Source organism: Bradyrhizobium sp. LTSP885, from assembly GCF_000938305.1.
Classification (GTDB): Bacteria; Pseudomonadota; Alphaproteobacteria; order Rhizobiales; family Xanthobacteraceae; genus Bradyrhizobium.
The window spans coordinates 185,218-199,912 of sequence record NZ_JYMT01000031.1 but is presented as its reverse complement, the minus strand read 5'-3'; the positions used below and the strand labels follow the sequence as shown (position 1 = coordinate 199,912).

Here is a 14,695-nt window from a genome sequence, read left to right as displayed (position 1 = left end):
ACGTCTTCTTAGCAGAAGAAACTACCTTAGATTTTTGGCATACCACATGCCAGACTGTCAAGGTGCCCTTGTTTTCGGCGTTTTTGAACGCTCGGCTGGCTTGACAAATCCTTCTCTGGCATACCAAATGCCATCAATCTGTCCCGGGAGGAAGCCAATGTCAAATTCAAAAGATGCGGTTCGCAAGGTTCTCGATGCGGTCAAGGCCGACAAGCGCACGAGCCTGACCGCGCCCGAAGGCAAGCTGGTGTGCGACGCCTACGGCATTCCGGTGCCGAAGGAGGGCGTCGCCAAGTCGGCGGCCGAGGCTATCAGCATCGCCTCCGACATGGGTTTCCCGGTCGTGATGAAGATCGTCTCCCCGGACATTCTCCACAAGACCGAGGCCGGCGGCGTCGTGGTCGGCGTCAAGAGCGCGGCCGAGGCCGAGAAGAGCTACGAGACGATCCTGGCTAACGCGAAGAAATACAAGGCCGATGCCAAGATCGAGGGCATCCAGGTGCAGCAGATGCTGGGCGGCGGCACCGAGGTCATCATCGGATCGATCACCGACGGTTCGTTCGGCAAGCTGGTCGCCTTCGGCCTCGGCGGCGTGCTGGTCGAGATCCTCAAGGACATCACCTTCCGCCTCGCGCCTGCGACCAAACAGGACGCGCTCTCGATGCTCGACGGCATCCAGGCGCATGAGATGCTGAAAGGCGTGCGCGGCGGCGATCCCGTCAATCGCGAGGCGCTGGCTGAGATCATCGTCAAGGTTTCGCAGCTGGTCAGCGATTTCCCCGAAATCATCGAGCTCGACCTCAACCCGGTGTTTGCGACCAAGGCCGACGCGATCGCGGCTGACGTCCGCATCGTCGTCGACTTCGATTACAAGCCGCGCCCGGCGCCGCGTCCGACCGAGGAAATCGTCGCCGCGATGAGCCGCATCATGCAGCCGCAGGGCGTTGCGGTGATCGGCGCCTCGGCCGAGGACGGCAAGATCGGCAACTCCGTGATGAAGAACCTGATCAACGGCGGCTACAAGGGCGAGATCTATCCGATCCACCCGAAGGCGGCCGAGATCCTCGGCTACAAGGCCTACAAGAGCGTCAAGGACGTGCCTGGTGTGATCGACACGGCGGTGTTCGCGATCCCCGCAAAATTCGTCGCCGGCGCGCTGGTCGAATGCGGCGAGAAGAAAATCCCGGGTGCGGTGCTGATCCCGTCGGGCTTCGCGGAAGCCGGCGCCCCCGAGCTGCAGGCCGAGATCGTCGAGATCGGCAAGAAGTACAATGTCCGCCTGATGGGGCCGAATATCTACGGCTTCTATTATACGCCGGCCAATCTCTGCGCGACGTTCTGCACCGCCTATGACGTCAAGGGCCACGCCGCGCTGTCGTCGCAGTCGGGCGGCATTGGCATGGCGATCATCGGCTTCTCGCGCTCGGCCAAGATGGGCGTGTCGGCGATCGTCGGCCTCGGCAACAAGTCCGATATCGACGAGGACGATCTGCTCGCCTTCTTCGAGCAGGATCCCAACACCAATCTGATCGCGCAGCACTGCGAAGATCTGAAGGACGGCCGCGCCTTCGCGGAAGCCGCCAAGCGCGTCTCCAAGAAGAAGCCGGTGATCGTGCTCAAGGCCGGCCGCACCTCGGCCGGCGCGAAAGCTGCCTCGTCGCACACCGGCGCGCTCGCCGGCAATGACAAGATCTACGAGGACGTGCTCAAGCAGTCCGGCGTGATCCGCGCCCGCAGCCTGCGCCAACTGCTCGAATTCGCCCGCGGCGTGCCGGTGCTGCCGACGCCGAAGGGCGAGAACATCCTGATCATCACCGGCGCCGGTGGCTCCGGCGTGCTGCTGTCGGACTCCGTGGTCGACAACGGCATGTCGCTGATGGCGATGCCGCCGGATCTCGACGCGGCCTTCCGCAAGTTCATTCCGCCGTTCGGCGCGGCCGGCAATCCCGTCGACATCACCGGCGGTGAGCCGCCAATCACCTATGTCAACACCGTGAAGCTCGGCCTGTCGGACGAGCGTATCCACGCGCTGATCCTGGGCTACTGGCACACCATCGTCACCCCACCGATGGTGTTCGCGCGCAACATGGTCGAGGTGAAGAAGGAGATGGAGGCCAAGGGCTTCGTGAAGCCGATCGTCGCCTCGCTCGCCGGCGACGTCGAGGTCGAGGAAGCCGCCGAATATCTCTACCAGAACGGCATTCCGTCCTATGCCTATTCGACCGAACTGCCGGTCGAGGTGCTCGGTGCCAAGTACAAATGGGCGCGCGGCGCGGGCCTGCTCTGATCGATCAACAGCGAATGCCGCTTCGGGCATCGTCCGGAGCGGCATTTCTCACGATGCGGGAAAGTTTGGGGTTGGGGCGCCGATTGTCTGACTGAGGATGATATGCAGGTCGCGATGAGGAAGAACGTGATCCGTCGCAGGGCCGTCGAGCCGAAATCCAGCGCCGACCATGACGCCGAGCCGCGCGACGGCGGCGTGCAGTCCGTCGATCGCGCGCTCTCCATCATCGAGACGCTGGCCGAGGACGATCAGGGCTATCGCCTCAGCGACCTCGCGATCCGCACCGGACTGTCGACCTCGACCGTGCATCGGTTGCTGGCGACGCTGGAAAGCCGCCGCTTCGTGCAGTTCAATCGCGCCGATTTGAAATGGCATGTCGGCTCGCGGGCCTTCACCGTCGGCGCGACCTTCGCCCGCCGGCGCAATTTCTCGGCGCAGGCGGTGCCATATTTGCGCAAGCTGCGCGACCTGACACGGGAGACCGCAAATCTCGCCGTGGTCGACGACGAATTCATCATCGTGCTGACCCGGATGGAAAGCCGCGAGATCATGCGCTCGCTGACCAAGGTCGGCGGCCGCGCCGCGATGGTGGCGTCAGGCGTCGGCAAGGCGGTGCTGGCGACCTATTCCGATGAGGCCGTCGGCGCCATCATCCAGCATCACGGCATGCCGCGCATGACCGAGAAGTCGATCGTGCGCCCGGGCGATTTGTTCAAGGAGCTCGAAAAGATCCGTCGCCAGGGCTACGCGGTCGACGACGAGGAGGCCTGCATGGGCCTGCGCTGCATCGCCGCCGTCGTTTACAACGATTGCGCCGAGCCGTTGGCGGCGATTTCCGTCTCCGGCATGACCAGCCGACTGACCGACGATCGGCTCTCGACGTTGGGACAGACCGTGCGCGAGATCGCGGCGGAACTGACGGCCGCGCTGGGCGGCGTGATGCCGGAGCCGAAAGCCGGTTAACGGCATCGATGAAATCGAGGCATCTCCGATAATTCGCCCTTAATGGGAACCCGATTATGTGTCGCCGGCGGCACAGCTGTGTCCGGGGGAGGCGTTTACCCATCATGTTGGTTCAGGTCGATTCAAGTTTCGCAAACGACGATCGCGCCCGGGCGGAGATCGGCGCGGCGGTGCGATATCTGCTCAAGGACGCGACCGGCAGCGCGCGGGACGAGATCGTCCAGGCGATCACCGAGTTGGTTCGCGATGTCGCGAGCGGACCGCTCGCGTCAGACATATCGTCGAAGCAACCGCTGATGAGCGGCGTCGCCTACAAGGACTATGTGATCGACGCTTACCGGCGCGATATCGACCGATGGCGCGCAACGATCCGCCGCTCGAACGGCAAGAAGATCCGGATTGTCTCTCCGCCGGCGGTGCGCGACGAGGTGACGACCGTCACCGATGCGATCACGGCCGAGAAGGCCGTCGAGTTCGCAAAGCGTGCGATCGACGCCGGCGAGGTGATCTGAGGGAAATTAGGTCTGGCGGCGGGCGCCCCGACCTCGGTATACCCATCCATCGCCAAGCCTATGGCGTCGAGGGCGATCTGCCCCCGATTCAACGATGGGGAACGCCATGCCGTCCGAACTCCGCTCGCCCCGTCTCGCTGTTTTGATCGACGCCGACAATGCGTCCGCGAAGATCGCCGATGGGCTGTTCGAGGAGATCGCCAAGATCGGCGAGGCCAGCGTGCGTCGCATCTATGGTGACTTCTCCAATCCGCGTTCCAAGGGCTGGGCCGACATTCTGTCGAAGCACGCCATCATCCCGCAGCAGCAATTCGCCTATACGACCGGAAAGAACGCCTCCGACATCACGCTCGTCATCGACGCGATGGACCTGCTGCATAGCGGCCGGTTCGATGGCTTCTGCCTGGTGTCGTCGGACAGCGATTTTACCCGTCTTGCCGCCCGCATCCGGGAGCATGGCGTCGACGTGTTCGGGTTCGGCGAACAGAAGACGCCGGAGAGCTTTCGCCAGGCCTGCCGCCGGTTCGTCTATACCGAGAACCTGCGTGGTGGCGTGACCACCAGTCCGGACGCAGCTGCGCGCCCGAAGTCGCTTCAGCCTCTCGAGGCTGCTACCCCCATCATCAAGAAGGTCATCAGCCAGATGGCAAACGAGGATGGCTGGGTGACGCTTGGCGAGGTCGGACGGCAGCTTGCCAACCTTGCCTCAGATTTCGATCAAAGGACCTACGGATTCCGCAACTTGAGCGATCTTGTACGCAAAACGAATGCTTTCGAGATCGATGAGCCCAAAGGCGGCTCCCTGCGAATTCGCATCAAGCCAGCGACCGAAGCGCCTCCCAGACGGCGACGTTCCCGAAAACCCGCGCCGCCCACCACCAGTCCATAATTGCCGACATGGCACAGCCCCGCTTTTGGCACGGCGAGACCGCTTGGCGCGAATCGTCGATCAGCTAGAGTAACCGCCAACGGACGGACGCGGTTTGCGCGCGCCCTCCCAAGAAACGCTCGGGAGCAAAAGCATGGGCCGGAAGATCGCGATCTTTGGAGCCGGCGCCGTCGGCGGATATGCCGGCGCGCATATGGTGCAGGCAGGCGAGGACGTCACCTTCATCGATCCATGGCCCGAGCATGTCGAGCACATGCGAACGCACGGCTTGCGCGTCACCCACGCGATGGACGTCGCGGAATTCTCGGTATCCGTGCGCGCGCTCCACGTCACGGATGCGCAGCAGCTCGCCAAGGAGAAGCCTGTCGACATCGCCTTTGTCTGCATGAAGTCCTACGACACCGCCTGGGCCACCATGCTGATCCAGCAATATCTGGCGCCGGACGGCTATGTGGTGTCGCTGCAGAACTGCATGAATGAGGAGACCATCGCCGGCATTGTCGGCTGGGGCAAGACGCTCGGATGTATTGCCAGCAGCATCACCGTCAACCTGCCTGAGCCCGGCCACATCCACCGCGGCGCCGGCAAGGGCGGGGCGGCGCACACCGTGTTTCGTGCCGGCGAGGTGCACGGCCGGATCACGCCGCGCGCCGAAGAGGTTTGCCGTCTGGTCGGCTATTCCGACAGCGCCAAGGTGACCGGCAATCTCTGGGGTGAACGCTGGTCGAAACTGGTTGCCAACGTCATGGGCAACGGGCTCTCGGCCTGCACCGGTCTGCCGGGCGGCGAGATCCTGCAAAGCGAACCGCTACGTCGTTTTTCGACCCGGCTCGGCAGCGAGGCGATCCGCGTCGGCCAAGCCCATGGCTATCAACTGGAAGAAATCCTGCATCTGCCGCCCGAGGCGATCGCGCGCGCCGGGGAGGGCGACGAGACGGCGACGCAGGCCTGCGACGAGCAGCGCTTCAAGGACGCCAAGCGCACCTCGTCGGCTCAGCGCCCCTCGATGGGCCAGGACATGCAGAAGGGCCGGCGCACCGAGATCGAGTTCCTCAACGGTTTTGTGGTGCGCGAGGGCGAGAAGCTCGGGATGGCGTGCAACGCCAATGCCGCGTTGACCGACATCGTCAAGCGCGTCGAGCGCGGCGAACTCGCGCCGGATCCGCGGCACATCACGGAACTGCGGATGAATTGATACCGCTCTCGCTCCACGGCGTCAGACGCGGACGGCGGGAACGATCCAAGTTACCTTCAGGACGAAAATGTAGAGGACGAAGGTTGCGATCGACGCGAGCGCCAAGGCGAGCCTGCCTCTCAGCGTCAGCCGTTCGAGATCGAGGGTTCGGCCGCCGCTGAGGTAGCGCTGCAGCGCGAACAGCAAAAAGGGAGCCCCGATCAGGAATGATTGCGCGTAGATGGCCAGGCTGAGGCCAGCCAAAATCCCGATCCAGCCTGCGATGAGCGCGGACCTGCGGTTCACCGAGCCGATGAGAGCGTTGAGAATCAACCCGCCATCGAGCGGATAGATCGGCAGCAGGTTGGCGGCATTGATGACGGCAAACATCTCCGCGGCCTGTGCTGCATGGATTTGGCCGGTCGCCTGGTAGATCGCGAGCAGGCCGAGCGTCGGAATGAGGCTCAGGCAGGGACCCATCACCGCAATGAAGCCGAGCCGGCCTTCGGTCCGATAGGCGGTCTTGGGAACAGCCACGCCACCGAAGAAGGGAATGAGATAGATGCCGCGTACCCCGACGCCCATCATGAGCATCGCCGCGGCGTGTCCGGCCTCATGCAGGACGATGACCACTGCCAGAAGCAGTCCCAGCTTCCAGCCCAGCAGATAGCAGAAGCTCAGGAAGGCCACGGCTGATAGCAGCAGCCCATTGTTGCCAATGGCGGCAAGGCGATTGTAGGTACCTGCTTCCTTTTCACACTGCTGCTTGATCAGGTTGGCCATCCGGCGCACGCCGATCGGATAGATGATGCGGTCGCGTAAGGAGCGCACGGTCAACTCGTGGGACATGGTGAGCACCGTTCCCGTGGGCGTCGCCGCGACCATGAGCGTCGATTCGATATCGCGGCCGTCCTCCGGGGGCACGGACAGGGCGTGCGCCACCGTGCGGGCGCGAATGATCCCCTTGTCCTCGTTGCGTTCGAGTTCAAGTGCCACACTCTGCGCCCGGGACTGGCCGTTCACACTTAGACGTGTCAGCCAAAGGCCGTTGCTATCGGGCACCGGTGCGCGCGATACCTCCATGACCGGCGGTCCATCGAACACCACGTAATCGGCCGTGCTGAAGCGCCACACAGCCTCGCGCGCCGCGTTGATCAGGACCGTGAACTCGAAGCGCAACCGGTTGCGTCCTCTCACGGCGTCGACGAGCCCTTGCAGGGCATAGAACGCGATGCGCAAGAGTTCGATGGGTAACGTCAGCAGTCCGAGCACGGCTGGCTTTCAGGTGAGGCTCGAAATGCCCGGGATCGTTCAAATAAAAGCATTCGCAAAATCTTTGGATTGCACCGCTGCAACGTTAGCATTTGTTGCTGTCCAGCAAACGATTTGTATCGGCTGATCGGTGCTGTGACCACCAATATTGTTGTCATACTTTCCACCGGGAAGCAGAACCAACTTGCTGATTTCGCGTGCGTTTCCCAGCCGCCTCCCACCCAGCGGGAAACAAAACCGCCGGTGTTGAGATCGCGCGCGTCTCTCGCGACAATCGCAGTCTGTGCCAACACTAGTGAGCGAGGCGCGATATGGCGAAGATGCGGGCGATCGATGCGGCGGTGCGGATCCTGGAGAAGGAAGGGGTCAGTTGCGCCTTCGGCGTGCCGGGGGCTGCGATCAATCCGCTTTACTCGGCGCTGAAGCTGCGCGGATCAATCCGGCACATCCTGGCGCGCCATGTCGAGGGCGCCTCGCACATGGCCGAAGGCTACACCCGCGCAAAGGCAGGCAATATCGGCGTCTGCATCGGCACCTCGGGCCCGGCCGGCACCGACATGATCACCGGGCTCTATTCGGCGATCGCGGATTCGATTCCGATCCTCTGCATCACCGGCCAGGCGCCCCGCGCGCGGCTCTACAAGGAGGACTTTCAGGCCATCGATATCGAGTCGATCGCCAAGCCGGTCACAAAGTGGGCGGTGACCGTGCGCGAGCCCGGCCTGGTGCCGCGGGTGTTCAGCCAGGCGTTCCACGTCATGCGCTCGGGACGTCCCGGGCCGGTGCTGATCGACCTGCCGCTCGATGTGCAACTGGCCGAGATCGAGTTCGACGACACGACGTATGCGCCGCTCTCGGTCTACAAGCCGTCGGCCACCCGCGCCCAGATCGAGCAGGCGCTGGAGATGCTCAATGCCGCCGAGCGGCCGCTGATTGTCGCCGGCGGTGGCGTCATCAACGCCGATGCCTCCGAGTTGCTGGTGACCTTCGCCGAGACCGTCAACGTTCCCGTCGTGCCGACGCTGATGGGGTGGGGCGCGATCCCCGACGATCACGTGCTGATGGCCGGCATGGTCGGCTTGCAGACCAGCCACCGCTACGGCAATGCCAATATGCTGCAATCCGATGTCGTGCTCGGCATCGGCAACCGCTGGGCCAACCGTCACACCGGCTCGATCGAGACCTACACCAAGGGGCGGAAATTCATCCATGTCGACATCGAGCCGACGCAGATCGGCCGTGTGTTCAATCCCGATCTCGGCATCATCTCGGATGCCAAGGCTGCGCTCGAGCTGTTCGTGAGTATTGCGAGGGAATGGCGCAGGGACGGCAGGCTGAAGGAGAGGCAGGCGTGGCCGGCGGCGTGCCAGGACCGCAAGCGCACCATGCTGCGCAAGAGCCATTTCGACGACATGCCGATCAAGCCGCAACGGGTCTATCAGGAGATGAACCGCGCCTTCGGCCGCGACACCACCTATGTCAGCGTGATTGGCCTGTCGCAGATCGCCGGTGCGCAATTCCTCGGCGTCTACGGGCCGCGCAACTGGATCAATGCCGGGCAGGCCGGGCCGCTCGGCTGGACCTTGCCGGCGGCGCTCGGGGTGCGCGTGGCGGATCCCGCACGCGAGATCGTGGCGCTGTCGGGCGATTTCGATTTTCAGTTCTTGATCGAGGAACTCGCGGTCGGTGCGCAGTTCAAGCTGCCCTACATCCACGTCGTCGTGAACAATTCCTATCTCGGGCTGATCCGCCAGGCGCAGCGCGGCTTCGACATGGACTATCACGTCCAACTGTCTTTCGAAAATATCAACGCGCCCGAGCTCGGCGTCTATGGCGTCGACCACGTCGCGGTCGCCGAAGGGCTCGGCTGCAAGGCGATCCGCGTCACCGATCCCAATCACGCCGCCGCGGCGTTCCAGACCGCGCGCGAACTGATGGTGGAATTCCAGGTGCCTGTCGTGGTCGAGTTCATCCTCGAGCGCGTCACCAACATCGCGATGGGCACCGAGATCGACAACATCGTCGAGTTCGAGGACGTGCTCGACCTGCCGCTCGACGACACGCCGGCGGCGCGCCAGCCCGGCGTGCTGCAGCCGGCTTGATGGGGAGGGCACGATGCCGAAATTTGCCGCCAATCTCACCATGCTATTCGGCGAGATGCCGTTCGTCGATCGCTTCGCCGCGGCCAAGGCCGCCGGCTTCGGCGGCGTCGAATATCTGTTCCCGTACGATTTCGAAAAGGCCGAGCTGCGGGAGCAACTCGACGAGCACGGCCTGACCCAGGTGCTGCACAATCTGCCGGCCGGCAACTGGGCGGCCGGTGAGCGCGGCATCGCGATCCTGCCCGACCGCGTCGACGAGTTCCGCGACGGCGTTGCCCGCGCGATCGATTACGCCAAGGCGCTGGACTGCCGGCAGCTCAACTGCCTCGTCGGTGTTGCCCCTCGCGACGCCGACATCTTCGAGCTGAACGAGGTGTTGCTCGACAATCTCCGCTTCGCCGCCGATGCCCTGGCGCGCGAGCGGATCAGGTTGCTGATCGAGCCGATCAACACCATCGACATCCCCGGCTTCTTTCTCAACCGGACCGAGCAGGCGGTGCAGATCATCGCCGACGTGCGCTCGAGCAATCTGTTCGTGCAGTACGACATCTACCACATGCAGGTGATGGAGGGCGACATCGCGCGCCGCCTGCAGCGGCATCTGCCGCAGATCGCGCATGTACAGCTCGCCGACAATCCCGGCCGCAACGAGCCCGGCACCGGCGAGATCAACTATCCCTTCCTGTTCCGCCATCTCGACGCCATCGGCTATCGGGGCTGGATCGGCTGCGAATACAAGCCGCGCACCTCGACGGTCGAAGGCCTCGGCTGGCATGCCGCGCAGACGTTCGAGACGTGATCAACCAAGGACAGTCATCAATGATCGATATCGGTTTCATCGGCCTCGGCACCATGGGCCGTCCCATGGCGGCGCATCTTCAGGCCGTCGGCCATCGGCTGTTCCTGCATGACATCAATCCGGTTGCTCCCGAATTCGTCGCCGGCGGCGGCGTGACGTGCAAATCGGGCCGCGAGGTGGCGCAGGAGGCTGACGCCGTCATCATCATGGTGCCGGATACGCCGCATGTCGAAGCCGTGCTGTTCGGCAAGGATGGCGTCGCGGAAGGGCTGTCGAAAGGCAAGATCGTCGTCGACATGAGTTCGATCTCGCCGCTGGCGACCAAGGTCTTCGCGAAGAAGATCGAAGCGCTCGGCGCCGATTATCTCGATGCGCCGGTGTCGGGCGGCGAGGTCGGCGCCAAAGCGGCGAGCCTGACCATCATGGTCGGTGGTCCCGCGCGCGCCTTCAACACCATGAAGCCGGTGTTCGAGCGGATGGGCAAGAACGTCACCCATGTCGGCGGCAATGGCGACGGCCAGACCACCAAGGTCGCCAACCAGATCATCGTGGCGCTGACCATCGAGGCGGTCGGCGAATCCCTGTTGTTCGCATCGAAAGCAGGTGCCGACCCGGCGCTGGTGCGCCAGGCGCTAATGGGCGGCTTTGCCGCGTCGCGCATTCTCGAAGTGCATGGCGAGCGCATGGTGACGCGCAATTTCAATCCCGGCTTTCGCATCGGGTTGCATCAGAAGGATCTCAATTTGGCGCTCGAAGGCGCGCGTGCGCTCGGCATTTCGCTGCCGGGCACGGCGCTGGCGCAGCAATTGTTCTCGTCCTGCACCGCGCATGGCGGCGAGGCCTGGGATCATTCGGCGCTGGTACGCGCGCTCGAGATGATGGCCGATCACGAGATTGCAGCGGGCTGATCGACGGGCAAGAGTCTTTTCCACGTCATTGCGAGGAGCGAAGCGACGAAGCAATCCATATCTCCGCGTGTGGCGCTATGGATTGCTTCGCTTCGCTCGCAATGACGAGACGGGGCCTACAGCAGCTCGCGCACGCCGAGGCCGGCCATGAAGCGCTCGCGGATCTGGACGGGGTCGCGCCGCGTCGCGCCGGTGCCGGGCTTGTCGTCGATGCGCACGCCGATCAGGCTCGGGCCTGAGGCCGACAGTGATTGCTCGATCAGCCGTTCGAAATCGTCTTCGTCGGCAGCCCAAGAGCTGTTGGCAAGGCCGCTTGCGACCGCGATTGCGACGATATCGGTATGACCCGCTGCCGGCGTCGGCTGCGCGCCCGTGATCTGGTAGATGCCGTTGTCCATCACCACCATGGTGAGATTCTTCGGCGCCAGCGTCGCGATGGTGGAGAGGCAGCCGAGCTGCATCAGCAGCGAACCGTCGCCTTCCAGCGCAAACACGCGCCGGTTCGGCTGCGCCAGCGCGACGCCGAGCGCGATCGGAAATGCGAGGCCCATGCTGCCCAGCATGTAGAAATTCTGCGGGCGATGGCCGGCCGCCCAGAGGTCGAAATTGGTATTGCCGATGCCCCCGACCACGGCTTCGTCCTTGAGTTTTGCAACGAGACGCTGGGTGAGATCGAAGCGGTTCATCACCTTGGTGTTGCGCGCGTGTGTCATGGCTGATCTCACTTGTCGAACACTTTGCCGCCGGTCAACAGCGGCGAGAGGATCAGCGCCACCGGCGCCTGGGTGGTGATGGCCTGCTTGATCGAGCGGTCGGCGATGAATTCGAGCTCGTCGAGCCGTGTGATGGTGTGGTGCTCCATCGCCAGCGAGTCCAGCACGGGGCGCATGGTGCGGCAGACCAGCGCCTGGCCGTAGTTGAACTCGCCAAGCGTGCCGCGCTCGGAGACGAACATGATCAGCGGAATCTGGTAGGGCACTGCGAGCGACGCCAGTACATTGGCGAGCGTGGCGAAGCCCGATGTCTGCATCAGCACCGTGCTGCGCATCCCGGCCATCCAGGCGCCGGAGACGATCCCGACGGCCTCCTCCTCGCGCGCGGTCGGGAACGTGGTGAAGTAAGGATCGGCGTGCAGGTTCTTGATCAGCGTGGTCAGCACCCGGTCGGGCACGTAAGGCACCAGCCGGATCTCGTTGCGCTTCAGCGTCTGCTGCACGATGCCGTGCCAGGTCGGTGGGGACGTCGTGTCCTTGGGCGAGGCGGCCGCCATCCTGTTCTCCCTGATCGCGCGACGCAGACGGCCGCTTGCGGGCAAAACTTGACGCGGTGGGCGGGATTGTCAACATGCCCCGGCCGCAATGCGACCTGCGGATTTCGGCGATTACCTGTGCCGATCCGGCGTGCGATACAGACGGTAACAATAAGCGTGGGAGGCGTGCATGGCCGGGTGGATCTGGCGGACGGCCATTGCGGTAGCGGCGATGATCGCCGCCGGCCTCGCATCCGCCCAGCCCTTCCCGGCGAAATCCGTGCACATCCTCGTCCCCTATCCGCCGGGCGGCGGCGTCGACGTGCTCACCCGCACACTCGCCGACGCGGTCTCCAAGACATGGGGGCAATCGATCGTGGTCGAGAACCGGCCGGGCGCCGGCGGGGTGATCGCCTCGCAGACGATCGCGACCTCGGCACCGGATGGTTACACGTTGATCATGGTGGCCAGCGGCCACGCCACCAATCCGTTCCTGTATCCAAAGCTGCCCTACGACACGTTCAAGGATTTTTCACCGATCTCGCTGCTGGCATCGTCGCCGAACGTGCTGCTGGTGCGCGCCGATTCACCGTTCAAATCGGTCGGCGACGTCATCGCCGCGGCCAAGGCGAAGCCCGGCAGCCTGACCTATGCCCATGCCGGCAACGGCACCTCGACGCATCTGGCCGGTGAACTTCTGAACAATTTGGCGAAGATCGATCTGAGCGCGATCCCCTACAAGGGCGGCATGCCCGCGATCAACGATCTGCTCGGGGGACAGATTCCGATGTCGTTCAACAACGGTCCGGAATCGATCGGGCAGTTGCAGGCCGGCACCGTCCGTGCGCTTGCGGTGACGACGGCCTCGCGCGCGCCCTTTTTGCCCGATGTTCCCAGCATGTCCGAGACCGTGCCGGGCTACGACACCGAAGTGTGGTGGGGCCTGCTCGGGCCTGGCGGCATGCCCGCTGATCTCGTCACCAAAATTTCGCGCGATTTCGTCGCAGCGTTGAATACCGAGTCTGTCAAGGAACGGCTCGGCAAGCTCGGCGCGATCCCGATCGGCAGCACGCCGGAAAAATTCGATGCCAAGATCCACGCCGACTACGACAAATGGGGGTCGATCATCAAGGCCGCCGGCATGAAGGCGGAATGACATCCCAAACTGAAGGTTGCCCGAAGACATGACCGTCAACAACAAGCGCGTGTTCTACGTCAAATATCTCGCCCACGAGATCTATGTCGACATCCTCAAGAAACGCCCGGACGTCCGGCTCGACCGTCTCGAGAATGATACGCCGGAGGCGGCCTTTGCGCCGGTTCTCGCCGATGCGCATGCCTACCAGATTGGTGCTGCGCGCGACGAACTGGCGCCGCACTTCCATGCCCATGCCGAGCTGTTGAAGCGCGCGCCGAACCTCTTGATCGTCTCGTCGAACGGCGCGGGGTTCGATCCCGTCGATGTCGATGCCTGCACCGCGGCGGGCGTGCTTGTCGTCAACCAGTCCGGCGGCAACGCCAATTCGGTCGCCGAGCACGCGCTCGGCATGATGCTGACGCTGTCGAAGCGGATCATCCAGTCGGACCGAAGGCTTAGGCGCGAGCCCAACGTCAACCGCAACGATCTGATCGGCAACGAGTTGAACGAGAAGACCGTCGGCATCGTCGGCCTCGGCAATGTCGGGCGTCGTATTGCCGAGCTCTGCAAGGGGCTGCTGCACATGAAGGTGATCGCCTACGATCCTTATCTCACGGCCGAGGAGATGGCGAAGCGCGGCGGGGAGAAGGTCGAACTCGACGATCTCTTCCGCGGCGCCGATTTCGTCTCGATCTCGTGCCCGCTGGACAACAAGAGCCGCGGCATGATCAGCACCCGCGAATTCGCGCTGATGCAGCCGCACGCCTATTTCGTCACCACCGCGCGCGGCTTCATCCACGACGAGAAGGCGCTGGAAGCGGCGCTGCGTGAAAAGCGTATCGCCGGCGCCGGCCTCGACGTCTGGGACAAGGAGCCGCCGCCGCCGGATCATCCGCTGCTGCAGTTCGACAATGTGCTGGCAAGCCCGCACACCGCCGGCGTCACCCGCGAGGCGCGGATCAACATGGGCAAGATCGCCGCCGAACAGATCCTCGACGCGCTGGACGGCAAGCGCCCGCCGCGCATTATCAATCCGGAGGTCTGGCCCGTGTATGCGAAGCGGTTCGAGAAGGCGTTCGGGTTTGCTCCTGGGTAGGGCGGAGGCGCTCATCAGTCGGGACAAGCCCGGGCGCGCTGCCAAAATGTCGAAAACAACCCCATGCAAAGTAGCCACGGGCTGCCCGTTCGACACGGCAGCTTGACACGTCGGGCAACTCAGCGGCATTCTTCCATTATTCCGAAATAGCGCAGGCGAACCCGCCCCTCGCAACGGGGGAGGGAACCCTGCCATCGGCGCGTCCCTGACTCGCGAGCACAGACGCGCGCGACTGCGTCATGTGGCTCAGAAGCCCTGGAGAAGATATTCTTCGTCACGAGCCCAATTGCAGCAACAAACCCACTG

The 14,695-nt window shown here is 63.8% G+C and carries 13 protein-coding genes; 10 read left to right on the top strand and 3 right to left on the bottom strand.

Translation table 11 applies throughout. The features are described from left to right. Positions 1-157: 157 nt before the first annotated feature. The 5 genes from UP09_RS19530 (at position 158) to UP09_RS19510 (ending at position 5,846) form a co-directional block, all read left to right on the top strand. Positions 158-2,287, top strand: a complete 2,130-nt coding sequence (locus tag UP09_RS19530; protein WP_044539881.1) for an acetate--CoA ligase family protein — start codon at positions 158-160, stop codon at positions 2,285-2,287. A gap of 114 nt (positions 2,288-2,401) precedes the next feature. Continuing rightward, positions 2,402-3,250 (top strand): IclR family transcriptional regulator, encoded by an 849-nt coding sequence (locus tag UP09_RS19525; protein WP_044539965.1) that lies wholly within the window; start codon positions 2,402-2,404, stop codon positions 3,248-3,250. Between the two features lie 104 nt (positions 3,251-3,354). Beyond that, positions 3,355-3,762, top strand: coding sequence for a hypothetical protein (locus UP09_RS19520; RefSeq protein ID WP_044539880.1), 408 nt, complete (start codon positions 3,355-3,357; stop codon positions 3,760-3,762). A 106-nt stretch (positions 3,763-3,868) separates the two neighbouring features. Continuing rightward, on the top strand, positions 3,869-4,651 hold the full coding sequence (locus UP09_RS19515; protein WP_044539879.1) for an NYN domain-containing protein: 783 nt from the start codon (positions 3,869-3,871) through the stop codon (positions 4,649-4,651). Between the two features lie 133 nt (positions 4,652-4,784). After that, a complete protein-coding gene (locus tag UP09_RS19510; RefSeq protein ID WP_044539878.1) occupies positions 4,785-5,846 on the top strand; it encodes a ketopantoate reductase family protein in 1,062 nt (353 codons plus the stop codon). Positions 5,847-5,867: 21 nt separating this feature from the next. On the opposite strand, the gene UP09_RS19505 is transcribed toward UP09_RS19510, so the two are convergent. Then, complete coding sequence (locus tag UP09_RS19505; RefSeq protein WP_044539877.1) at positions 5,868-7,097, bottom strand: metalloprotease; 1,230 nt, start codon at positions 7,095-7,097, stop codon at positions 5,868-5,870. 311 nt (positions 7,098-7,408) lie between these two features. Here UP09_RS19505 and gcl point away from each other — a divergent pair, with 311 nt between their 5' ends. Genes gcl through UP09_RS19490 form a run of 3 tightly spaced genes read left to right on the top strand, consistent with a single transcriptional unit; the run spans position 7,409 to position 10,906 of the window. Then, positions 7,409-9,199, top strand: coding sequence for a glyoxylate carboligase (gene gcl, locus UP09_RS19500; protein WP_044539876.1), 1,791 nt, complete (start codon positions 7,409-7,411; stop codon positions 9,197-9,199). 13 nt (positions 9,200-9,212) lie between these two features. Further along, positions 9,213-9,998, top strand: coding sequence for a hydroxypyruvate isomerase (hyi, locus tag UP09_RS19495; RefSeq protein WP_044539875.1), 786 nt, complete (start codon positions 9,213-9,215; stop codon positions 9,996-9,998). A 20-nt stretch (positions 9,999-10,018) separates the two neighbouring features. Further along, positions 10,019-10,906, top strand: a complete 888-nt coding sequence (locus UP09_RS19490) for a 2-hydroxy-3-oxopropionate reductase (protein WP_044539874.1) — start codon at positions 10,019-10,021, stop codon at positions 10,904-10,906. 116 nt (positions 10,907-11,022) lie between these two features. Here the strand turns inward: UP09_RS19490 and UP09_RS19485 are convergent, their stop codons facing one another. Further along, positions 11,023-11,619: a thiamine pyrophosphate-dependent enzyme gene (locus UP09_RS19485; RefSeq protein ID WP_044539873.1), complete on the bottom strand. Its 597-nt coding sequence runs from the start codon at positions 11,617-11,619 to the stop codon at positions 11,023-11,025. An 8-nt stretch (positions 11,620-11,627) separates the two neighbouring features. After that, entirely contained in the window at positions 11,628-12,176 is a 549-nt protein-coding gene (locus UP09_RS19480; RefSeq protein WP_044539872.1) for a thiamine pyrophosphate-binding protein, read from the bottom strand. Between the two features lie 169 nt (positions 12,177-12,345). Here UP09_RS19480 and UP09_RS19475 point away from each other — a divergent pair, with 169 nt between their 5' ends. Next, entirely contained in the window at positions 12,346-13,311 is a 966-nt protein-coding gene (locus UP09_RS19475) for a tripartite tricarboxylate transporter substrate binding protein (protein ID WP_044539871.1), read from the top strand. Between the two features lie 28 nt (positions 13,312-13,339). Further along, the gene (locus UP09_RS19470; RefSeq protein ID WP_044539870.1) at positions 13,340-14,389 is read left to right on the top strand and encodes a hydroxyacid dehydrogenase; all 1,050 of its coding nucleotides are present in this window, start codon (positions 13,340-13,342) and stop codon (positions 14,387-14,389) included. Positions 14,390-14,695 lie beyond the last annotated feature (306 nt).

Excerpts from the sequence above, each read along its gene's own strand:
- UP09_RS19530 (WP_044539881.1), top strand. The coding sequence starts at position 158 with ATGTCAAATTCAAAAGATGCGGTTCGCAAGGTTCTCGATGCGGTCAAG.
- UP09_RS19525 (WP_044539965.1), top strand. The coding sequence starts at position 2,402 with ATGAGGAAGAACGTGATCCGTCGCAGGGCCGTCGAGCCGAAATCCAGC.
- UP09_RS19520 (WP_044539880.1), top strand. The coding sequence starts at position 3,355 with ATGTTGGTTCAGGTCGATTCAAGTTTCGCAAACGACGATCGCGCCCGG.
- UP09_RS19515 (WP_044539879.1), top strand. The coding sequence starts at position 3,869 with ATGCCGTCCGAACTCCGCTCGCCCCGTCTCGCTGTTTTGATCGACGCC.
- UP09_RS19510 (WP_044539878.1), top strand. The coding sequence starts at position 4,785 with ATGGGCCGGAAGATCGCGATCTTTGGAGCCGGCGCCGTCGGCGGATAT.
- gcl (WP_044539876.1), top strand. The coding sequence starts at position 7,409 with ATGGCGAAGATGCGGGCGATCGATGCGGCGGTGCGGATCCTGGAGAAG.
- hyi (WP_044539875.1), top strand. The coding sequence starts at position 9,213 with ATGCCGAAATTTGCCGCCAATCTCACCATGCTATTCGGCGAGATGCCG.
- UP09_RS19490 (WP_044539874.1), top strand. The coding sequence starts at position 10,019 with ATGATCGATATCGGTTTCATCGGCCTCGGCACCATGGGCCGTCCCATG.
- UP09_RS19485 (WP_044539873.1), bottom strand. The coding sequence starts at position 11,619 with ATGACACACGCGCGCAACACCAAGGTGATGAACCGCTTCGATCTCACC.
- UP09_RS19480 (WP_044539872.1), bottom strand. The coding sequence starts at position 12,176 with ATGGCGGCCGCCTCGCCCAAGGACACGACGTCCCCACCGACCTGGCAC.
- UP09_RS19475 (WP_044539871.1), top strand. The coding sequence starts at position 12,346 with ATGGCCGGGTGGATCTGGCGGACGGCCATTGCGGTAGCGGCGATGATC.
- UP09_RS19470 (WP_044539870.1), top strand. The coding sequence starts at position 13,340 with ATGACCGTCAACAACAAGCGCGTGTTCTACGTCAAATATCTCGCCCAC.